The 18362-nt window shown below is 71.8% G+C and carries 21 protein-coding genes; 7 read left to right on the top strand and 14 right to left on the bottom strand.

Annotated elements, in window-relative coordinates; genetic code table 11:
• Window positions 1-11 precede the first annotated feature (11 nt).
• Window positions 12-734: a Clp protease N-terminal domain-containing protein gene (locus tag FHS29_RS11675; protein ID WP_184690594.1), complete on the top strand. Its 723-nt coding sequence runs from the start codon at window positions 12-14 to the stop codon at window positions 732-734.
• Here the strand turns inward: FHS29_RS11675 and priA are convergent.
• Complete coding sequence (priA, locus tag FHS29_RS11670) at window positions 700-1431, bottom strand: bifunctional 1-(5-phosphoribosyl)-5-((5-phosphoribosylamino)methylideneamino)imidazole-4-carboxamide isomerase/phosphoribosylanthranilate isomerase PriA (RefSeq protein WP_184690593.1); 732 nt, start codon at window positions 1429-1431, stop codon at window positions 700-702. The two genes, FHS29_RS11675 and priA, sit on opposite strands and share 35 nt — an antisense overlap.
• Window positions 1432-1519: 88 nt before the next feature.
• On the opposite strand from priA, the gene FHS29_RS11665 reads away from it, so the two are divergent.
• On the top strand, window positions 1520-2497 hold the full coding sequence (locus FHS29_RS11665; RefSeq protein ID WP_184690592.1) for a hypothetical protein: 978 nt from the start codon (window positions 1520-1522) through the stop codon (window positions 2495-2497).
• A gap of 17 nt (window positions 2498-2514) precedes the next feature.
• On the opposite strand, the gene FHS29_RS11660 is transcribed toward FHS29_RS11665, so the two are convergent.
• The 5 genes from FHS29_RS11660 to FHS29_RS11640 all read right to left on the bottom strand — a co-directional run bounded on the left by FHS29_RS11660 (window position 2515) and on the right by FHS29_RS11640 (window position 5855).
• Window positions 2515-2964, bottom strand: coding sequence for a hypothetical protein (locus FHS29_RS11660; protein ID WP_184690591.1), 450 nt, complete (start codon window positions 2962-2964; stop codon window positions 2515-2517).
• Window positions 2961-3596 (bottom strand): imidazole glycerol phosphate synthase subunit HisH, encoded by a 636-nt coding sequence (hisH, locus tag FHS29_RS11655; protein ID WP_312864868.1) that lies wholly within the window; start codon window positions 3594-3596, stop codon window positions 2961-2963. Before hisH ends, FHS29_RS11660 begins: the two co-directional genes overlap by 4 nt.
• 9 nt (window positions 3597-3605) lie before the next feature.
• Window positions 3606-4082, bottom strand: coding sequence for a hypothetical protein (locus tag FHS29_RS11650; protein WP_184690589.1), 477 nt, complete (start codon window positions 4080-4082; stop codon window positions 3606-3608).
• A 196-nt stretch (window positions 4083-4278) separates the two neighbouring features.
• Window positions 4279-5157 carry a transketolase family protein gene (locus FHS29_RS11645; RefSeq protein WP_221455759.1) on the bottom strand — a complete coding sequence of 293 codons (879 nt, stop codon included), beginning with the start codon at window positions 5155-5157 and terminating at the stop codon, window positions 4279-4281.
• Window positions 5154-5855, bottom strand: coding sequence for a thiamine pyrophosphate-binding protein (locus FHS29_RS11640; RefSeq protein WP_184690588.1), 702 nt, complete (start codon window positions 5853-5855; stop codon window positions 5154-5156). Before FHS29_RS11640 ends, FHS29_RS11645 begins: the two co-directional genes overlap by 4 nt.
• Before the next feature lie 71 nt (window positions 5856-5926).
• On the opposite strand from FHS29_RS11640, the gene soxR reads away from it, so the two are divergent.
• Both soxR and FHS29_RS11630 read left to right on the top strand, forming a co-directional pair.
• Window positions 5927-6370, top strand: a complete 444-nt coding sequence (gene soxR, locus FHS29_RS11635) for a redox-sensitive transcriptional activator SoxR (protein ID WP_221455913.1) — start codon at window positions 5927-5929, stop codon at window positions 6368-6370.
• A 142-nt stretch (window positions 6371-6512) separates the two neighbouring features.
• Window positions 6513-7025: an RNA 2'-phosphotransferase gene (locus FHS29_RS11630; RefSeq protein ID WP_184690586.1), complete on the top strand. Its 513-nt coding sequence runs from the start codon at window positions 6513-6515 to the stop codon at window positions 7023-7025.
• A 79-nt stretch (window positions 7026-7104) separates the two neighbouring features.
• Here FHS29_RS11630 and FHS29_RS11625 read toward each other — a convergent pair whose 3' ends face one another.
• The 5 genes from FHS29_RS11625 to FHS29_RS11605 form a co-directional block, all read right to left on the bottom strand.
• Window positions 7105-7260: a CG2302 family histidine operon protein gene (locus FHS29_RS11625; RefSeq protein WP_184690585.1), complete on the bottom strand. Its 156-nt coding sequence runs from the start codon at window positions 7258-7260 to the stop codon at window positions 7105-7107.
• Window positions 7260-7859, bottom strand: a complete 600-nt coding sequence (gene hisB, locus FHS29_RS11620) for an imidazoleglycerol-phosphate dehydratase HisB (protein WP_184690584.1) — start codon at window positions 7857-7859, stop codon at window positions 7260-7262. The genes FHS29_RS11625 and hisB overlap by 1 nt, the downstream gene beginning before the upstream one ends.
• The gene (locus tag FHS29_RS11615; protein WP_184690583.1) at window positions 7856-8959 is read right to left on the bottom strand and encodes a histidinol-phosphate transaminase; all 1104 of its coding nucleotides are present in this window, start codon (window positions 8957-8959) and stop codon (window positions 7856-7858) included. Before FHS29_RS11615 ends, hisB begins: the two co-directional genes overlap by 4 nt.
• Entirely contained in the window at window positions 8956-10272 is a 1317-nt protein-coding gene (gene hisD / locus FHS29_RS11610) for a histidinol dehydrogenase (RefSeq protein ID WP_184690582.1), read from the bottom strand. Before hisD ends, FHS29_RS11615 begins: the two co-directional genes overlap by 4 nt.
• A 71-nt stretch (window positions 10273-10343) precedes the next feature.
• Complete coding sequence (locus FHS29_RS11605) at window positions 10344-10913, bottom strand: hypothetical protein (protein ID WP_184690581.1); 570 nt, start codon at window positions 10911-10913, stop codon at window positions 10344-10346.
• A gap of 460 nt (window positions 10914-11373) precedes the next feature.
• Here FHS29_RS11605 and FHS29_RS11600 point away from each other — a divergent pair, with 460 nt between their 5' ends.
• Complete coding sequence (locus tag FHS29_RS11600; RefSeq protein WP_184690580.1) at window positions 11374-12681, top strand: M14 family metallopeptidase; 1308 nt, start codon at window positions 11374-11376, stop codon at window positions 12679-12681.
• Here the strand turns inward: FHS29_RS11600 and FHS29_RS11595 are convergent.
• A complete protein-coding gene (locus FHS29_RS11595) occupies window positions 12662-13837 on the bottom strand; it encodes an aminotransferase class V-fold PLP-dependent enzyme (RefSeq protein WP_184690579.1) in 1176 nt (391 codons plus the stop codon). The two genes, FHS29_RS11600 and FHS29_RS11595, sit on opposite strands and share 20 nt — an antisense overlap.
• 222 nt (window positions 13838-14059) lie before the next feature.
• On the bottom strand, window positions 14060-15607 hold the full coding sequence (locus FHS29_RS11590) for an ABC transporter substrate-binding protein (RefSeq protein WP_312864867.1): 1548 nt from the start codon (window positions 15605-15607) through the stop codon (window positions 14060-14062).
• 28 nt (window positions 15608-15635) lie between these two features.
• Between FHS29_RS11590 and FHS29_RS11585 the strand changes: the two genes are divergently transcribed.
• Both FHS29_RS11585 and FHS29_RS11580 read left to right on the top strand, forming a co-directional pair.
• Window positions 15636-16409, top strand: a complete 774-nt coding sequence (locus tag FHS29_RS11585; RefSeq protein WP_184690577.1) for a carbon-nitrogen hydrolase family protein — start codon at window positions 15636-15638, stop codon at window positions 16407-16409.
• Window positions 16410-16563: 154 nt separating this feature from the next.
• Window positions 16564-17454: a DUF2382 domain-containing protein gene (locus tag FHS29_RS11580; protein WP_184690576.1), complete on the top strand. Its 891-nt coding sequence runs from the start codon at window positions 16564-16566 to the stop codon at window positions 17452-17454.
• A 45-nt stretch (window positions 17455-17499) separates the two neighbouring features.
• Here FHS29_RS11580 and nadC read toward each other — a convergent pair whose 3' ends face one another.
• A complete protein-coding gene (nadC, locus tag FHS29_RS11575) occupies window positions 17500-18330 on the bottom strand; it encodes a carboxylating nicotinate-nucleotide diphosphorylase (protein WP_184690862.1) in 831 nt (276 codons plus the stop codon).
• Window positions 18331-18362 lie beyond the last annotated feature (32 nt).

Below are 18362 nucleotides of genomic sequence, written 5' to 3'. Positions count from 1 at the left end.
AGAGTTGACGGGTGGTCACCACGCCGGTGCAGCTCACCGACCTCATCGTCACCGTCGCCCAGGAGCACGTGGACGTGCTGAACAGGCTCACGGCGGCGGTGGAGCTCAGCGCGCAGCTGGACGAGCTGGGCGACCACCTGATCGGGCACTTCGTGGACGAGGCGCGCCGCGCCGGGGCCAGCTGGACCGACATCGGCGAGAGCATCGGCGTCACCAAGCAGGCCGCGCAGAAGCGGTTCGTGCCCAAGGAGTCGCCCGACCTCAAGCCCAGCTTCGACCGCTACACCGACCGCGCCCGCCGGGTCGTCGTGCTGGCCCGCCACCACGCCCGGTTCAGCGAGCGGATCGGCACCGAGCACCTGCTGCTGGGGCTGATGGACGAGTCCGGCGGGCTCGGCGCGAAGACCATCGCGAAGCTGGAGGCCTCCGAGGGCACCACCCGGCTGGCCACGCTGAACGCGCTGGACAACACCAGCAGGCAGCGGCCCGAGCAGCAGCCGTTCAGCGCGCACTGCAAGAAGGCCCTGGAGCTGAGCGTGCGGGAAGCCCTGCGGCTCGGTCACACGTTCGTCGGCACCGAGCACATCCTGCTGGGGCTGCTCGGTGAGCAGGACGGCACCGCGGCCAAGGCGATGGCCGCCACGGGCATCACCAAAGCGGCCGCGGAGGCCCACATCACCACGGAGTTCCGGAAGGCCGTCAGCGCACAGCGGCGAGCGCCTCGGGAAGCGTGAACGCCCCCGCGTACAGCGCCTTGCCGACGATCGCGCCTTCCACGCCGTCCCGGGCCAACGCCGACAACGCCACCAGGTCCGCCACGCTGGACACCCCGCCGGAGGCGATCACCGGCGCGTCGGTGCGGGCGCACACCTCCCGCAGCAGTTCCACGTTCGGCCCCTGCAACGTGCCGTCCTTGCTCACGTCGGTGACCACGTAGCGGGTGCAGCCGTCCCGGTCCAGCCGCTCCAGCACCTCCCACAGGTCGCCGCCGTCCTGCGTCCAGCCGCGCGCGGCCAGCCGGTGCCCCTGCCCGGTGATCCGCACGTCCAGCCCGACCGCGATCTTCTCCCCGTGCTCGGCGAGGACCTTCGCGCACCACACCGGGTCCTCCAGCGCGGCGGTGCCCAGGTTCACCCGCGCGCACCCGGTCGCGAGGGCGGCGGCGAGCGACGCGTCGTCCCGGATGCCGCCGGACAACTCCACTCGCACGTCCAGCTCGCCCACGACCCGCGCCAGCAGCTCCCGGTTGTCGCCCCGGCCGAACGCGGCGTCGAGATCCACCAGGTGCACCCACTCGGCCCCGTCGCGCTGCCAGGCGAGCGCGGCGTCCAGCGGCTCGCCGTAGGAGGTCTCGGTGCCTGCTTCGCCCTGCACGAGTCGGACGGCCTGACCGTTGGCCACGTCAACGGCCGGAAGCAACGTGAAAGTCACGCGAACAGCCTAGTTGCCGCTGGTCCCGGCCCGCACACCGCCTGGTCGGCCCTTTCCGCCCCGGCCGGCCCGCCCTAGCGTCACGCCGATGGACCCGATCAGCGGTTTGACGGCCGGTGGCCACTCGATGTCCGGCCGGCTCACCTACTACGTCGCGTTGCAGCTGACGAGCGTGGTCCTGCCGGGTGCGGTGGCGCTCACCGAGCTCACCCTGCTCGGCGTCCACTTCTACCCGCACCAGGGCCACGACGTGACGTTCCTGCTGTCCGGGCTGGCGAAGGTGCAGGGCAGCGGCGCGATCCTGTTCGCCGCGCTCGGGATCGGGGCGAGCTTCGTCATCGGCTACGCCACCCGCGCCACCGGCTTCGCCCTCACCGGCCGCGTGGAACGAGCCGCGACGTGGCTCACCCGCCGCCGGAACCGCCCCGTCCACTCCGACCTGGCCCGAGTGCGACACGTCCTGGGCGACGACCTCGCCGACGAACTGCCCAGCCTGCACCCCGCCCTGCGCCACGTGGACCCCGCCACCGCCACCGCACCGACCCCGGCCACCGCCCGAGCCGCCATCCCCGCCACGCCCACGCCCGACACCCCCGACACGCCCACGCCCGACACCCCCGAGACGCCTACCCCCGACGCACCCACCCCCGGCGCCGCCACCGCCGACGACCTGAGGACCGCCCCGACCCTGCCCGCAGGCGGCGCGCACCGGGGCGACGGCAGCGTCCACGCGTTCGAGTACAGCAAGCTGTGGCTGCGCCGCTTCTCCCCCGTCCTCAACGTCGACTCGATGGAGATCGAGATCAACATCCTGGTGTCGACCGTGCTGCCGTTCGCGCTCGCGGCCGTGGAGGCGGTGGTCTTCCCCCGCCTGCCCCCGGCGTTCCGGCTGGTCGTGGTGGGGGTGTGCGTGGTCGCGGTGGTGGTCGTGCTCCGGCAGGCCATCCGACTCCGCCAAGCGGAACGCTGGTACGCGATCCGCAACGTGGCGTTCGACCTGTCCATGCGCCGGGCGGCCACCCGATACCCGGAGGCCATCGAGGAACCCGGCACCCAGCCCGGCTAGCGCCGGCACCCGTCAGCTCAGTGGTGCCGCAGGTCAGGCAGTACCGCCGCGTCGACCGGTCCCCGCAAGACGCACAGCAGCAACCGGACCGGCAGCCCACTGCGGAACGCCGCGACGGACCGGTGGGTGGCGTCGAGCAGCAGGTAGCGCTCCTGCGGCAACGCGTACACCGGCAACGTCAACTGCACCGGCCGGCCCGCCGCCCGGTACGACCGCTCGATCGCCAGCACCCGTTCACCGCGCACGTCACCTGAAAGCGTGACATCCCGGACCCGCAGGGGCCGTGCGCCGGTCGCGGTGTACTCCGCCCCCTCCGCGTACCAGACGGTGAACAGGTCGCCGAGCACGTCGACCGACCGGCTCACGACCTGGTCCACGGGACAGCCGCGCGCACCCAGGGCGTCCCAGTCGAGCAGCACGCGGACGGACCCGTCGCCGAACAGGGCGACGAACTCGGCGAGCGTCAACGGAAGCTCTTGACCCAGTTCTCCAGCAGGTGGGCACCCGCGTCACCGGACTTCTCGGGGTGGAACTGGGTGGCCCACAGCGGCCCGTTCTCCACCGCCGCGACGAAGTCGTCCCGACCGTGCGTGGCCCACGTCACCAACGGCGGCCGGATCGTCTCCGACGCCTCCAGCTCCCACTTGCGCACCCCGAAGGAGTGCACGAAGTAGAACCGCGTGTCGGCGTCCAGGCCGGCGAACAGCTTGGTGCCCTCGGGCGCGCGGACCGTGTTCCAGCCCATGTGCGGCACGATCGGGGCGTCCAGCCGCTCCACCGTCCCCGGCCACTCACCGCAGCCCTCGGTGAGCACACCGTGCTCGATCCCCCGGTCGAACAGGATCTGCATACCCACGCAGATGCCCAGCACCGGGCGGCCACCGGCCAGCCGCTCGCCGACGATCCGCCCGCCCTTGACCTCGTTCAACCCGGCCATGCAGGCGGCATACGCCCCGACACCGGGCACGACCAGCCCGTCCGCGTCCAACGCGGCCCGGTGGTCGGAGGTCACCTCGACGGAGGCGCCGATGCGCTGGAGGGCGCGTTCGGCGGAACGAAGGTTGCCGGATCCGTAGTCCAGTACGACGACTCGTGCCACCACACCAGGCTAGGCCAACGGAGCCCCGCCCTGCGTCACGGGCACCACCGGGAGCACCGTGTTGATCGGCAATCCCGCCCGATCGGGCAACGCGGTGACCCAGGTGTCGGCACGACCCTCGTCCACCAGCTCCCGCACCTCGGCGACGTCGGCGGGCAGTTCCAGCTCCCCGGCCACAGCCTTCAACCGCCACCACCCGAACACCCCGACCAACCGCCGAGCCGCCCCGCTGTACCCGCTGGCGCCCCCGTCGGACCAGACAGCGCCGCCGCCGTCCCACCGGACCAGGAACGCGCGGTCCCCCACCTCACGCACCTGCCCGGCGAACCGCGCCGCAGCCGAGAACCCGATCTCCCGCCGAGGCAACAACACCGTCCCCGACCCGACCGGAACCAACGCAGCCGGCCCCGCCACCGCACGGTGCAGGGCCAACTGCAACTCCGCGGTAGGCGCGGGTGTCCAGATCAGGGTTCTCGGCACGCTCACGACCAGAGATCATGCCGCAGCCACTGCCCACCCCGGCACGCGACGCACGGACCACTCCCCGACCACCGCTCGACGATGTCGCGACGTCGCCCACACCTCTGCCTCGTGTTCTCCCCGGATGGCCTGCCAAGCGTCGAGCGTCCGCTTTTCACCTCAGCGCAGCCGCCCCACCCTTTCACCCATTACCGGTTGTCCATTACCGGAACATCCGCCGAACCGCCGCCGCAATCCCCAACACATCCAGGTCATGCGCCGAGTCGTGGTCCTCCGCCGTCCCATAAGCCCGCAATTCCGCATCCCTCCGCACCCCCAGCGCCCGCAACCGGTGCGGCACATCCGCCAGGGCCTCGTCCACCAACCAAGCCGAAGTCCCCTCCAAATAGGGCTCGACCAGCAACACGTCCGCCCGCTGCCCCCGAGCGACCGCCGCCCGCAGCCCTTCCCCGTCGAACGGCCTCACCGACGTGGCGTACAGCACCGTCACATCAACCCCCTCGGTAGCCGCCAGAACGGAATCCAACACAGGCCCGACGGCGATGACGATCCCGGCCCGCCCGCGACGTACCTCGGTGAACCCCTCGATCACCGGGTACGCCACGGAATTCTCCCGCAAAGACAACCGGATATACACCCGATCATCCGCAGCCAACGCCCCCCGCACGATATCCGCCACTTCACCGGGGTGCCCCGGAACGAATATCCGCCACCCCGGCAAAGTGTCGAACAGCGCCACGTCCCCCGGAGCCTGATGGGTCCGTCCCCACGCCGGGTCGTCGTAAGAGCCGCCGATGCTCACGAACACCCCGCCCACATCCTGGTGCCCGAAATCCAGCTTGATCTGCTCGAACGGTCGCTCCACCAGGAACGGCGCGTAGCTGTGCACCACGGGCCGCAATCCGCTCAACGCCAGACCACCGCCCACCCCCACCATCGCCTGCTCCCGAATCCCCACGTTGACCACTCGCGGCGACGGACGGAACGCATCGCGTGAGATCTCCGCCAGCACCACGACCACCCGGGGATCCGAGGTCATCACGTCCTGGACGGTGTCCGCGAACACCTGCCGCATGTTCATCGGTTCTCCTCACGATCCGCACTGATCCGCGCCACCACGGCCAACGGACGCCCGACGTGCCCGGTCGTGAACGCCGAGTACAAGGCGTCCTCATCACGTCCATCCACAGTGGACGTCTCCCACCCCTCCACCGCGAACCGGGCGGCCACGCCGCCGGGCCAGCCGTGCGTGCCGGACTCGTTGTCCACCACCACGACGGTGAAGTTGTCCAACCCCAGCCGACCGGCCAGGGCGATCGCCTCGTGGTTGCTGCCCTCGTCCAGCTCCGCGTCGCCCACCAGCACCACGACCCGCGAAGTCCGTCCCTGCAAGCGCAACCCCACCGCCACGCCGACCCCGATCGGCATCCCGTGACCCAGCGAGCCACTGCCGATCTCCACCCCCGGCACCAGCACCCGGTCCGGGTGCTGTCCCAGCGGTGAGTCGAACTCCGTCCAGCTGTCCAGAGTGGACGGCTCGATGAACCCCTTCGCGGCCAGCACGGCGTAGTACGCCATCGGCCCGTGCCCCTTCGACAGCAGGAAACGGTCCCGGTCCGGGTCGTCCGCCCGGTCCGGTGACACGTCCAGCACGCGGTCGTAGAGCACCCACAGCACGTGCAGGGTGGACGCGGCCGCCCACTCGTGCTTCTCGTCGCCTGTCATCCGCTGGAACAGCGCGGGGATGTCCGCGTAGCCCAGCTCGCTCGCCACTGCCATGGACCAAGCCAACAACTTCGACTTAGGTCGAGGTCAAGGCATAGGATGGGCCGGTGAGCAAGTTGCCGGAGATGTTGACCATCGGCCAGGTCGCCGAACGGAGCGGCGTGCCGCACACCGCGCTGCGGTTCTACGAGGAACGGGGGCTGATCGCGTCCGAACGCACGGCGGGCAACCAGCGCCGGTACCCGCGCTCGGTGCTGCGCCGGCTGGCGTTCATCCGGACCGCGCAGCGGGTCGGGCTGAGCCTGGAGGACGTGCACGACGCCCTGGCCACGCTGCCGGACAACCGGACGCCCACCAAGTCCGACTGGAGCAGGCTGTCCACCACCTGGCACGCCGAGCTGGACGCGCGCATCGACGCGCTGATCCGGCTGCGCGACCGGCTGACGTCGTGCATCGGCTGCGGCTGCCTCTCCCTGCGCAGCTGCTTCCTGCACAACTTCGAGGACGAACAAGCCTCCGACGGCCCCGGTGCGCCGAAGCTCAAGCCCGCCAGCGAGGGCGGCACCTGACCCCGCACCCGCAGCACCCGAACCCACAGCACCCAACCCACAGCACCACCGAACCACAGCACCGCCGGACCCACAGCACCCCGAACCCGCTGGCGCCCGAACGAGCCGCCGTGCTGCACTGAACGCCGTGCAAGAGAAAGACATGATCCGCTTGTCCAAGCGGATGTCCCGCCACCTCCGCCACGCCCCTCAGGAGGTCGGGCTCACGCTCGACCAGGCCGGCTGGGTGGACCTGGACGACTTCGCCCGAGCCCTGCGGACGACCCGTGAACGGGTCCGGGAAGTGGTGGCCCGCAACGACAAGCAGCGGTTCGCCATCGAGGACGGCCGCATCCGCGCCAGCCAGGGCCACACCGTCGAGGTGGAACTGGACCTCCCGGTCACCGAGCCACCGAGCGTCCTCTACCACGGCACGGTGGCGGCTTCCCTGCCCGACATCCTGCGCGAGGGCCTGCGCCCGATGCGCCGCCACGACGTGCACCTGTCCGCCACCGTCGACACCGCGATCCGCGTCGGCTCCCGCAGGGGCAAGCCGATCGTCCTGGAAGTCGCCGCCGCCGCCATGCACGCCGACGGCCACGAGTTCCGCGTCAGCGCGAACGGCGTCTGGCTGACCGCCGCCGTACCGCCCGCCTACCTGCGCGAACTCCCCTGACCGCCCGACGCCGACCCTTCAGCCGCCGACTTCCCCGACGCTCGTCCGACCAGCGTCGGCCCGACCGACGCGACTCCGCCTAGACCAACCAGGCGACCGCGCCACCCACGGCAACGAGGGTCAGCACGACGAGGACGATCGCGAGCCCGCGAGCCGTCTTCCACGTGCTGTACACCCCGCCGATCAGGAACCCCGCCAGCGCGAGGAGCCCGATGACCACGTACTCCTTGGGCATTACAGGACGCCCTTGGTGGACGGCACGCCACCCACCCTCGGGTCGGGTTCCACAGCGGCACGCAGAGCCCGTGCGATCGCCTTGAACTGGGCTTCCGCGATGTGGTGCGGGTCGCGCCCGTACTCCACCCGCACGTGCAGCGCGATCCCGGCGTGGAACGCCAGCGAGTCGAACACGTGCCGGTTGAGCACGAACGGGTAGTTGCCGCCGATCGTGAACGTGTTGAACTGCTCCGGCTCGCCCACGTGCACGCAGTACGGCCGCCCGGAGACGTCCACCGCCGCGTGCGCCAGCGTCTCGTCCATCGGGATCCACGCGTCGCCGAACCGGCGGATGCCGGCCTTGTCCCCCAACGCCTCCCGCAGCGCCTGGCCCAGCACGATGGCCACGTCCTCCACCGTGTGGTGCGCGTCGATCTCCACGTCGCCGGTGGCGCGCACCACCAGGTCCAGCGACCCGTGCACGCCCAGCGCCGTCAGCATGTGGTCGTAGAACGGGACTCCGGTGCTGATCTCCACCTTGCCGGTGCCGTCGAGGTCCACCTCGACGTACACCGATGACTCCTTGGTGGTCCGCTCCACCTTGCCGACCCGGCTCACCGGTCAACCTCCTTGCTCGCCGCGAGGAACACGTCGTTCTCCTCCGGGGTGCCGACCGTCACCCGCAGGTGACCCGCGATGCCGACGTCCCTGATCAGCACGCCGCGCTCAAGGTAGGACCGCCAGGTCGCGCGTGCGTCCTCGAACCACCCGAACAGCACGAAGTTCGCGTCGCTGGGCACGACGTCGAAACCCAGCCCCGCCAACGCCTCCGCCACCCGGTCACGTTCCGCCGCGAGCTTCGCCACCGAGCCGAGCGTCTCGGCCGCGTGCCTCAGCGACGCCCGAGCGGCCGCCTGCGTCAACGCCGACAGGTGGTACGGCAGCCGCACCAGCAGCAGCGCGTCCACCACGGCGGGCGCGGCGGCCAGGTAGCCGAGCCGGCCGCCGGCGAACGCGAACGCCTTGCTCATGGTCCGGCTGACGATCAGCTTCCCGGGGTAGTCCGCCAGGAGCGACACCGCGCTCTGGCGTGACGAGAACTCCGCGTAGGCCTCGTCCACCACGACCATGCCGGGCGCGGCTTCGATCAGGCCGCGCAGGTCCCGGGTCGGGATGCTCTGCCCGGTCGGGTTGTTCGGGCTGGTCACGAACACCACGTCCGGCTGCCGGGCGTCGACCGTCTCCGCCGCTTTTTCCGTGTCCAGCGAGAAGTCCGCCCGACGGGGGGTCGGCGCCCACTCGGTGCGGGTGCCCGCCGCGATGATCGGGTGCATCGAGTACGACGGCTCGAACCCCAGGGCGGTGCGCCCCGGTCCGCCGAACGCCTGGAGGACCTGCTGGATGATCTCGTTGGACCCGTTGGCGGCCCACAGGTTCCGCCCGGTCAGCGGCACGCCGGTGGACGTGGACAGGTACGCCGCCAGGTCCTCGCGCAGCGCCACCGCGTCCCGGTCCGGGTACCGGTGCAGCCCGCCCGCGACCTCGGCGACCGCCCGCGTCACGTCGGCGACCAGCTCGGGCGTCGGCGGGTACGGGTTCTCGTTGGTGTTGAGCCGGACCGGGACGTCGAGCTGCGGCGCGCCGTAGGGCGTGCGACCGCGCAGGTCCTCGCGCAGGGGGAGGTCGGCCAACTCCACCCGCTCACCGATCGGCTTCATCCGCGGAACCTCGCCGTCACGGCCTGGCCGTGCGCGGGCAGGTCTTCCGCGTTCGCCAGCGCGACCACCTTCGGCGCCACCTCGCGCAGCGCTTCCTCGCTGTAGTCCACGACGTGGATGCCGCGCAGGAACGTCTGCACCGACAGCCCCGACGAGTGCCGCGCGCAGCCGCCCGTGGGCAGCACGTGGTTGGAGCCCGCGCAGTAGTCGCCCAGCGACACCGGGGAGTGCGCGCCGACGAAGATCGCGCCGGCCGCGCGGACCCGTGCCGCGACCTCCCGCGCCCGCGCGGTCTGGATCTCCAGGTGCTCGGCGGCGTACGCGTCCACCACCACCAGGCCGTCGTCCACGGTGGACACCAGCACGGTGCCGGACTGCCTGCCCCGCAACGCCGTCCGCACCCGCTCGGTGTGCTTGGTCGCGCCGACCTGGCGCTCCAGCTCGGCGTCCACCGCGTCCGCCAGCTCCGCCGAGGTGGTCACCAGGACGCTCGCCGCCAGCGTGTCGTGCTCGGCCTGGCTGATCAGGTCCGCCGCCACGTGCACCGGGTCGGCGGTGTCGTCGGCCAGGATCGCGATCTCGGTCGGCCCGGCCTCGGAGTCGATGCCGATCAGCCCGCGCAGCAGCCGCTTGGCGGCGGTCAGGTAGATGTTGCCCGGCCCGGTCACCAGGTCGACCGGCGCGAGGTCGGCGCCGTCGGTGTCCACCCCGCCGTACGCGAGCAGGGCCACCGCCTGCGCACCGCCGACCGCCCACACCTCGGTCACGCCGAGCAGCGCGGCGGCGGCCAGGATCGTCGGGTGCGGCAGTCCGCCGAACTCCGCCTGCGGCGGCGAGCACACCACCAGCGACTCGACGCCGGCGGTCTGCGCCGGCACCACGTTCATCACCACGCTGGACGGGTAGACGGCCAGGCCGCCGGGCGCGTAGAGGCCGACCCGCGCGACCGGCACCCAGCGCTCGGTCACCGTGCCGCCGGGCACGACCTGCGTCGTGGTGTCGGTGCGCCGCTGGTCGGCGTGCACCCTGCGGGCGCGGGCGATGGACTCCTCCAGCGCCTCCCGCACGCCCGGCTCCAGTTCGGCCAGCGCACGGTCCAGTTCGGCCCGCGGCACCCGCACCGAGGCGGGGCGCACCTTGTCGAACCGCTCGCCGAACTCCAGCGCGGCGTCCACACCGCGTTCCCGCACCGCTTCGACCATCGGCCGCACCTGATGCAGCACCGCGTCCACGTCCACCTCGGCGCGCGGCAGCGCGGCGCGCAGTTCAGCCGGAGACGGAACCCGACCTCGCAGGTCGATGCGGTTGAGCATGTCGTCAAGGGTAAGCCGTCCGGACCAACCCTCCGCAGGCCCACCCCGGAACGCCGGTGATCCGCAACGGATCAGCCGGACGGCCAGGTGATGGTGTTCGAGAAGACTTTGCCCTGCGGTGTCGTGACGTACACGTAGACCTTCGCGCCGGGTACGTCATAGCGCGTGTCCCCGCACTGGTCCGCGCCGTTCGCATCGGTCACGGACCGGCAGGGCTCGCTGAAATCCCGCTCGTTCCCCATGGCGATCACGTCGTAGCGGGTATTCGGTGCGAACCCGGTCAACCTGGCGTCTATCCAGAAGCATTTCCCGCGTTCGCAATTCGAACTGCTGGTGGGCTCGCCGACGGCGATGACGATCCGCGGTTGCGGCGCCTGCGGCGGCAATTGGGGCGCGGCGGAGGTGGGGTCGGGCAGCACAGCGGGAGCGGACGTGGTCGTCGGCGGGCCGGCCCCCGCGGTCCGGAACGGCTGCACCTCGGGCTGCACCGCCGACTGCGGCGCCGTGCTCGGCACCGTGGTCGTGGTCGTGGTCGACGGCACCGGCAGCGGGACTGCCCCGCGCGGCGAGAACGCACGGGTGACCTGCCACTCCACCGGCCAGAAAACGCTTGCGGCCCCCACGGCGACCACTGCGGCCACTGCCATCGCACCGGCTGTGGCCGGCCGCACCCACTTCCGCGACCGACCTGGTGCCGGGACAAGACGTGGTGACACGGGCGGATGCGGCCCGGTCAACGTCACGCCGTGGACGAACACGCTCCCGTCGGCCTGGATGACCAGCGAACCGCCGCTGGCCTCGGCGTGCTTGGCCCCCTGGTGTTCCTGCCCCATAGCTGCCCCGCCTCGTCGCGTGAACGAACGCCCCTCCCCGAAAAAGCGTTGCCAGCTAATCAGTGACCGACACTAGGCCGAACACCGGGCCGACGCTAGGCCGAACAGCCGTAAAATTGCGGAATACGGAAGTTGCGTGAGCGACTGTTAACTGTCAGTCGGACCCGGGACCGCGAACCCGACAATCGGGGGCTATGCCGATCTGTGATCTGCGGGCCACGCTGCGTAGGCAAACTCCGTCGCACACCCTGCACATGATGGAGGCTTCATGTCATCCAAGCGGCGCGGCCTCGTGGCCGCCGCGCTCGGCGCTTGCCTGACCCTGGTGTTGCCCTTCAACACCGTGATGGCTCAGCCGAGCACGACCAGTACACCCGAACGGGTCATGTTCGAGGTCACCGCGTCGACCCCGGAGGCCCGCACCAAGGTGGCTCGGACCGGGGTCGACGTGCTCGGCCTGAACGGGTCGACGCTCACCGTGATCGCCGAGCCCCGGCAGCAGTGGGCTTTGCGCGCCACCGGCCTGCCGGTGAAGAGCCTCGGTGACGCCGATGCCGAACTCGGCGCGCTCGGCAAGGCCGACTTCACCGACCGCACCGGCGACGTGAACGCCCAGGACTTCCCGTCCGGCTACACCGGCTACCACAACCACCGGGAGATGGTCGCCGAGCTGAACCAGACCGTCACCGACCACGGTGCCCTGGTGAAGCTGAGCAGCATCGGCAAGTCCTACGAGAACCGCGACCTGTGGGCGCTGAAGATCAGCGACAACGCCGGTACCGACGAGAACGAGCCGGAGGTGCTGTTCACCTGCAACCAGCACGCCCGTGAGCACCTGACCGTCGAGATGTGCCTGCGCATCATCAAGCAGTACACCGACGGCTACGCCACCAACCCGACCATCAAGAACCTGGTCGACTCGCGGGAGATCTGGGTCATCCCCAGCGTCAACCCGGACGGCGCGGAGTACGACATCGCGTCCGGCACGTTCCGCGCGTGGCGGAAGAACCGGCAGGGCCAGGGCACCGACCCGAACCGCAACTGGGGCTACCAGTGGGGTTGCTGCGGCGGCTCCAGCGGCAGCCCGTCCAGCGAGACCTACCGCGGCCCGTCGGCGTTCTCGGCACCCGAGACGCAGCGCGTGCGCGACTTCGTGAACGGCCGGGTCGTGGGCGGTGTGCAGCAGATCAAGACGCACATCGACTGGCACACCTACTCCGAGCTGATCCTGTGGCCGTACGGCTACACCTACAACGACACCGCGCCCGGCCTGGACGCCACCCAGGCCAACGTGTTCGCCACGCTCGGCCGGCGGATGGCGGCGCTGAACAACTACACGCCACAGCAGTCCAGCGACCTGTACGTCACCGACGGCAGCGTCAACGACTGGATGTGGAACGCCCACAAGATCTGGAGCTACACCTTCGAGATGTACCCCAAGTCTGCGAGCGGCACCAGTGGTTTCTACCCGCGTGACACCGCCATCGCACCGCAGACCGCCCGGAACGACAGCGCCGTGGAGCTGTTCCTGAGCTACTCGGACTGCGCGCCGCGCATCATCGGCCGCACCTGCTGACCGCCTCCACCGCCTGATCGACCTGCGCGGGCTCGACGAAGTAGTGGGCGGACGCCCGCACCACCTCGTCGAGCCCGCGCCGGGTCATGTCCAGCAGCGTCGAGCCCACGTGGCTGGTGCTGACCGTGACGCCGTGCCCGGCGAGCAGTTCGCGCATCTCCACGGCCCGGCGGCCGGCGACGGTGAACGTGACGATGCCCGCCTTCTGCTCGCCGATGTCCCGCACGTCGACCCCCGGCAGCGCGGCGAGCCCCTGCCGCAACTGCTCCGCCCTGGCCCGGACCTCGCGCGTGATGTCGTCCAGACCGAGGTCCAGGGCGTACTTCGCGGCGGCGATGAGACCGAGCCGGTCGGCGAAGCTCGCCTCCCACAGCTCGTAAACGCGGGCGTCCTCCCGCAGCTTGATCTCCTGCGGCGCGACCCACTCGCCGCTGTGCAGGTCGACCAGCCTAGGCACCAGCCTGTGCCGCACGTCGCGCCGCACCACGAGAACGCCCGTGCCGCGCGGACCGCGCAGCCACTTGCGCCCGGTCGCGGAGATCAGGTCCACGCCCAGTTCGTCGGCCCTCACCGGGAGCTGGCCGATGGACTGGCACGCGTCCAGCAGCACCAGCGCCCCCACCTCGTGGGCCGCGTCGGCGACCTCCCTGGCCGGGTTGACCAGGCCGCTGTTGGTGGGGACGTGGACCAGTGAGACCAGCTTGACCCGCTCGTCGAGCATCTCCTCCAGGGCCGCCACGTCGACCTGGCCCGCGCCGTCCGAGGGGATCGCCTCCACCCGCGCGCCGACCTGCCCGGCGCGGTGCAGGATCGGGATGGCGTTGCCCGCGTACTCGACCTCCGTCACCAGGACCCGGTCGCCTTCGGCCAGCGGGACGGCGTCGAACGCGGCCAGCCAGGACCGCGTGGCGCTGTCGGTGAACGCGATCTCGTCCGGCTCCGCGCCGAGGAGTTCGGCGAACACCCCGTAGCCGGCTTCCAGGTCGTCCTCGCGTTCCCGGGCGGCCCCGTACCCGCCGATCTCGGCTTCGCGTCCCAGGTGGCCGATCACCTCGTCCAGCACCGGCCGGGGCGGCAGCGAGGAGCCCGCGGAGTCCAGGAAGACGCGGCGGCTCGCGGCCGGGGTGTCGGCGCGGACGGCGGCGAGGTCGAACATGGTGGTCCCCCGAGGTCCCGGGCCGGTCCGGACGTCCCGTGTCGGCCGCTCACCTCTCCGTCTACACCATGGGGCGGGGCCGGCGCGAGGTGCCGGCCACAGGGGTACGGGCCGCAGGGACACGGGCCGGCGGGGTACGGGCCGGCGGGGTACGGGCCGGCGGGGTACGGGCCGGCGGGGTACGGGCCGGCCGGGAGGTGCGCGTCGGCCCGGGGGCGGGGCTCAGCGGGCCTTCCACTTCTCCAGGTTCCACCAAGGCCCCCACGACAGCGCCCCGTGGGTGTGCGGGTCGACGACGTCCTGGTAGCCGGTCCAGTTGTCGCGCAGGACATACACGTGCTGCACGGCCGCGAGCACGACCATGCCCGGCGCGGCCAGGTAGGCGTGCTGGAACTGCCGGTACGCCGCCGTGCGCTGCGCCGGGTCCAGCAGCGTGCGGCCGGTGTCCAGGGCGGCGTCCACCTGGGAGTTGGTGTAGCCCCACGGGTTGCCGGTGTGCAGCGGCTGGTGGGCCGTCAGGTCCGGGTCGAACGGGGTGCCGCCGCCGTGCAGCAGGGCGTCCCGACCGAGGCGGGGGCTGATGGCCTCCCAGCTCAGCCCGGCCAGCTGCACGTCCACGCCCACCGCCCTGGCGTCCGCCACGAAGGCCGTCGCGAGGTCGGCGCGGACCACGTCGCCGATCGGGTACATCAGGGTGAACCGGGCGGGAACGCCGTTGCGGGCGCGCACGCCGTCCTCGCCGCGCGTCCAACCCGCCTGGTCCAGCAGGAGGTCCGCCAGCGCCTTGTCGTAGGCGAAGATCGCGGCCGGGTCGTGGAACTCCGGCATGGTGTCCGGGATCGGGGTGGCGGCCGGGGTTCCCTTGCCGCCCAAGAGGTTGTCCACCACGCTCTTGCGGTTCACCGCGTGGTTGAGGGCCATCCGGACCGCCGGGTCGCCGGTCACCGGGTCGGCCGTGGGGAGGGTGACGGCGCGCAGGTCGGTGGAGCGGTGGGTCACCACGCGCATCCCGCTGGTGCCGCCGAACGGCTCGGCCAGCCGGGGCGGGAGTTCCGCGCCGTCGAACTCGCCCGCCTGCATGCGCTGGGCGCGGGTGTTGTCGTCCGGGACGAAGACGACGGTCAGCTTGCGGATGGCGGGTTCGCCGGCGAAGTGCGCCGGGTTGGACTCCAGCACCATCCGGTCGCCCTTGCGCCACTCCGCCAGCTTGTACGGGCCGGTGCCGACCGGTTTCACGTCCTTCAGCGGCACGGCGAGCGCCTCGCTGGGCAGCACGCCCAGCGCCAGCAGGTGCGGGAACGCCGCCCACGGCTTGGCCAGCGCGAACCGGACGGTGTGCACGTCGAGCTGCTCGACCCCGGTCAGGCTGCCGAACAGGGGCCGTTCGGTGGAGCCCGCCGCCGGGTCCAGCAGCGCCCGGTAGGTGGCGACCACGTCCTCCGGCCCGAACGACGAGCCGTCGGTGAACTTCACGCCGTCGCGCAGCCGCACCGTCCACGACAGGCCGTCGGCGGAGGGCTTCGGCAGGTCGGCGGCGAGCTGGGGCCGCAGCGAACGGTCCGCGCGGTGCTCCACCAGCCCGTCGTAGATCTTGGACACGCCCTCGCGGCCGTAGCCGAGCAACGGGTTCAGCGTGGCCGGTTCCGCGGCGTCGGCCAGCACGATCGAACTGCCGTCGGCGGTGCCTTCCGCGTTGGGTGTCGTCCCACCCGTGCACCCGGCGGCGGCGAGCACGGCGACCAGGACGAGCGGGGGCAACAGGGGGCGCACGGGACCTGACACTACCTAGAGTGGGGGTATGCGTGTCGCGCTCTGCCAGATCACGTCGTCCACCGACCCGTCGGCGAACCTCGACCTGCTGCGCAGCGGCGTCGAACGCGCGGCGGGGGCGCGGGTGGTGGTGTTCCCGGAGGCGGCGATGTGCCGGTTCGGCGTGCCGCTGGGACCGGTGGCCGAGCCGCTGGACGGGCCGTGGGCGACGGCTGTGCGCGAGATCGCGGACGAACAAGGCGTGGTGGTCGTGGCGGGCATGTTCACGCCGTCGCCGGACGGACGGGTCGCCAACACCCTGTTGGCGACCGGCGGCGGGATGCACGTCGGGTACGACAAGATCCACTTGTTCGACGCCTTCGGCTTCACCGAGTCGCGGACCGTCGCGCCGGGTGCGGAACCGGTGACCATCGAGGTGGACGGGGTCACCTTCGGGCTGGCGACGTGCTACGACGTGCGTTTCCCGGAACTGTTCCGGGCGTTGGCCGACGAAGGCGCGTCCGCGGTGCTCCTGGGCGCCTCGTGGGGGTCGGGGCCGGGCAAGCGCGAGCAGTGGGAGCTGTTGGTGCGGGCACGTGCGCTGGACTGCACGTCGTGGGTGCTGGCGTGCGGGCAGGCCGACCCGCGCGAGGACCACGGCGGTGCGCCCACCGGCATCGGGTACAGCACGGTCGCGTCACCGCTGGGGGCGGTGGAGCAGCAGTTGGGTCCGGAGCCCGGCGTGATCGTGGTGGACGTGGACGTGGCGGCGGTCGAGCAGGCCAGGCGCGCACTGCCCGTGCTCGCCAATCGCAGGCTGTAGCGCTACCGCCCTCGCGGGCAGACCCCGGGTAGAGCCGGCGATATCCGAGTCTCTTTCGGGGGGAACGAGCCACACGTCCGGGTGACGGTCGATGGGTTGTTCCAGGTCAGGGGTAATCCGCCTTCGCAGTGACGGACCAGGCGAAGGGAACACCATGATCAACCAGGCCGAAGTGGACCGGCTGTACGACTGCGACGTGCTGGACTCGCACGGCGAGCGGATCGGTGCGGTCAAGCAGGTGTGGCTGGACGACCGGGACGGGCGGCCGATGTGGGCTTCGGTGCACACCGGGCTGTTCGGCCTCAAGGAGACGTTCGTGCCGATCCAGGACGCCCGGATCGACAAGGGCCACATCACCGTTCCCGTGGAGAAGCAGCAGGTCAAGGACGCGCCGCGGATCGACGTCGAAGACCAGCACATGTCCGACGCGCAGCAGGACGAGCTGTACCGGTACTACGGCATGATCCCGACCGCGAACACCGGCGAGCACGACCGCATGCCGCGCGGCGGCCAGGTCCGCAAGCCCGGCCCGGGTCAGCAGACCCGCGCCGACCAGGTCTCCCGGCCCGAGCAGGTCTCCCGGCCCGACCAGGCCCAGGGCGGCCAGGTGCGCGGCGGGCGGGGCAGGACCTCCGACGACGGGTCGGTGACCCGGTACGAGGAGCACCTCGACGTGGGCACCCGCGAGGTCGAAGCCGGCCGGGTGCGGCTGGTCAAGCACGTCGTCACCGAGCAGAAGAACGTGACCGTGCCGGTGACCCACGAGGAGGTGCGGGTGGTGAGCGAGCCCGCCGAAGGGGAGACCGGCGAAGCGTTCACCGAGGAGTCCGCCGAGGTGAGGCTGAGGCGGCAGGAGCCGGTGGTGGACAAGCGCGTCGAGCCGGTGGAGAAGGTGCGGCTGGACAAGCGGACGGTGACCGAGCAGCAGGAGGTCGGCGACCAGGTGCGCAGCGAGCGCGTCGAGGTCGAGCGGGACGAGACCGGACGCGAGATCCGGCGTGGCGGAACCGGACGCGGCGGGGTCGCACGTGGCGACAAGGCCTGAGCGGGCAGGAGCCCGCGCCCTCACCACGGGGGCGCGGGCAGCCGCTCAGCGCAGGTCCATCCCCAGGTCCAGGGCGGGCGCGGAGTGCGTCAGCCCACCCACCGCCAGGTAGTCCACGCCGGTTTCGGCGTAGGCGCGGGCCACGTCCAGCGTGAGCCCCCCGGACGCCTCCAGCCGGACGCCGCGCGCCCGCCGCACGGCTTCCGCGCACTCGGCGACCGTGAAGTTGTCCAGCAGCACCAGTTCCGCGCCCTCGGCGACGGCTTCGTCCAACTGGGCCAGGGAATCCACCTCCACCTCGCACGGCAGGTGCGGGGCGTGGGTGCGCACGGCGGCCATCGCGGCGGTGACCGAGCCGGCCGCGCGCACGTGGTTGTCCTTGATCAGCACGGCGTCGCCGAGGCCGAGCCGGTGGTTGACGCCCCCGCCGCAGCGCACCGCGTACTTCTCCAGCAGCCGCAGGCCCGGCAGGGTCTTGCGGGAGTCCCGCACTCGCGCGCGGGTCTCGGCGATCTCGGCCACCCACGCGGCGGTGAGGGTCGCGATGCCGGACAGGTGGCACAGCAGGTTCAGCGCGGTCCGTTCGGCGGTGAGCAGACCCCGCACCGGTCCGCGCAGCACCAGCGCCGGCTCGCCGGGGACGGCCTTGTCGCCGTCGTCCCGGCGCGCCAGCACCTCGAAGTCCAGGACCTCCTCGAACACCGCGAGCGCCACCGGGATCCCGGCCAGCACACCGGCTTGGCGCGGCGTGAGCTCGGCGACGGCCACCGCGTCGGCGGGCACCGTCGCCTCGGTCGTCGCGTCCGCGCCGTAGCGGAGGTCCTCGGTGAGCGCCGTGGTGATCACCCGGCGCAGGTCGTCCAGGTCGAGCCCGATGTCGGGTCCGGCGCCGGGCACTCCGGTGTCGG

Source organism: Saccharothrix tamanrassetensis, assembly GCF_014203665.1.
Taxonomy (GTDB): Bacteria; Actinomycetota; Actinomycetes; order Mycobacteriales; family Pseudonocardiaceae; genus Actinosynnema; species Actinosynnema tamanrassetense.
The sequence above is the reverse complement of the archived record's forward strand: the minus strand, read 5'-3'. Positions and strand labels throughout refer to the sequence as shown.

Excerpts from the sequence above, each read along its gene's own strand:
- FHS29_RS11585 (WP_184690577.1), top strand. The coding sequence starts at position 15,636 with ATGCGTGTCGCGCTCTGCCAGATCACGTCGTCCACCGACCCGTCGGCG.
- FHS29_RS11665 (WP_184690592.1), top strand. The coding sequence starts at position 1,520 with ATGGACCCGATCAGCGGTTTGACGGCCGGTGGCCACTCGATGTCCGGC.
- FHS29_RS11630 (WP_184690586.1), top strand. The coding sequence starts at position 6,513 with ATGATCCGCTTGTCCAAGCGGATGTCCCGCCACCTCCGCCACGCCCCT.
- FHS29_RS11595 (WP_184690579.1), bottom strand. The coding sequence starts at position 13,837 with ATGTTCGACCTCGCCGCCGTCCGCGCCGACACCCCGGCCGCGAGCCGC.
- FHS29_RS11640 (WP_184690588.1), bottom strand. The coding sequence starts at position 5,855 with ATGGCAGTGGCGAGCGAGCTGGGCTACGCGGACATCCCCGCGCTGTTC.
- FHS29_RS11615 (WP_184690583.1), bottom strand. The coding sequence starts at position 8,959 with ATGAAGCCGATCGGTGAGCGGGTGGAGTTGGCCGACCTCCCCCTGCGC.
- FHS29_RS11600 (WP_184690580.1), top strand. The coding sequence starts at position 11,374 with ATGTCATCCAAGCGGCGCGGCCTCGTGGCCGCCGCGCTCGGCGCTTGC.
- FHS29_RS11645 (WP_221455759.1), bottom strand. The coding sequence starts at position 5,157 with ATGAACATGCGGCAGGTGTTCGCGGACACCGTCCAGGACGTGATGACC.
- hisD (WP_184690582.1), bottom strand. The coding sequence starts at position 10,272 with ATGCTCAACCGCATCGACCTGCGAGGTCGGGTTCCGTCTCCGGCTGAA.
- FHS29_RS11625 (WP_184690585.1), bottom strand. The coding sequence starts at position 7,260 with ATGCCCAAGGAGTACGTGGTCATCGGGCTCCTCGCGCTGGCGGGGTTC.
- soxR (WP_221455913.1), top strand. The coding sequence starts at position 5,927 with ATGTTGACCATCGGCCAGGTCGCCGAACGGAGCGGCGTGCCGCACACC.
- FHS29_RS11580 (WP_184690576.1), top strand. The coding sequence starts at position 16,564 with ATGATCAACCAGGCCGAAGTGGACCGGCTGTACGACTGCGACGTGCTG.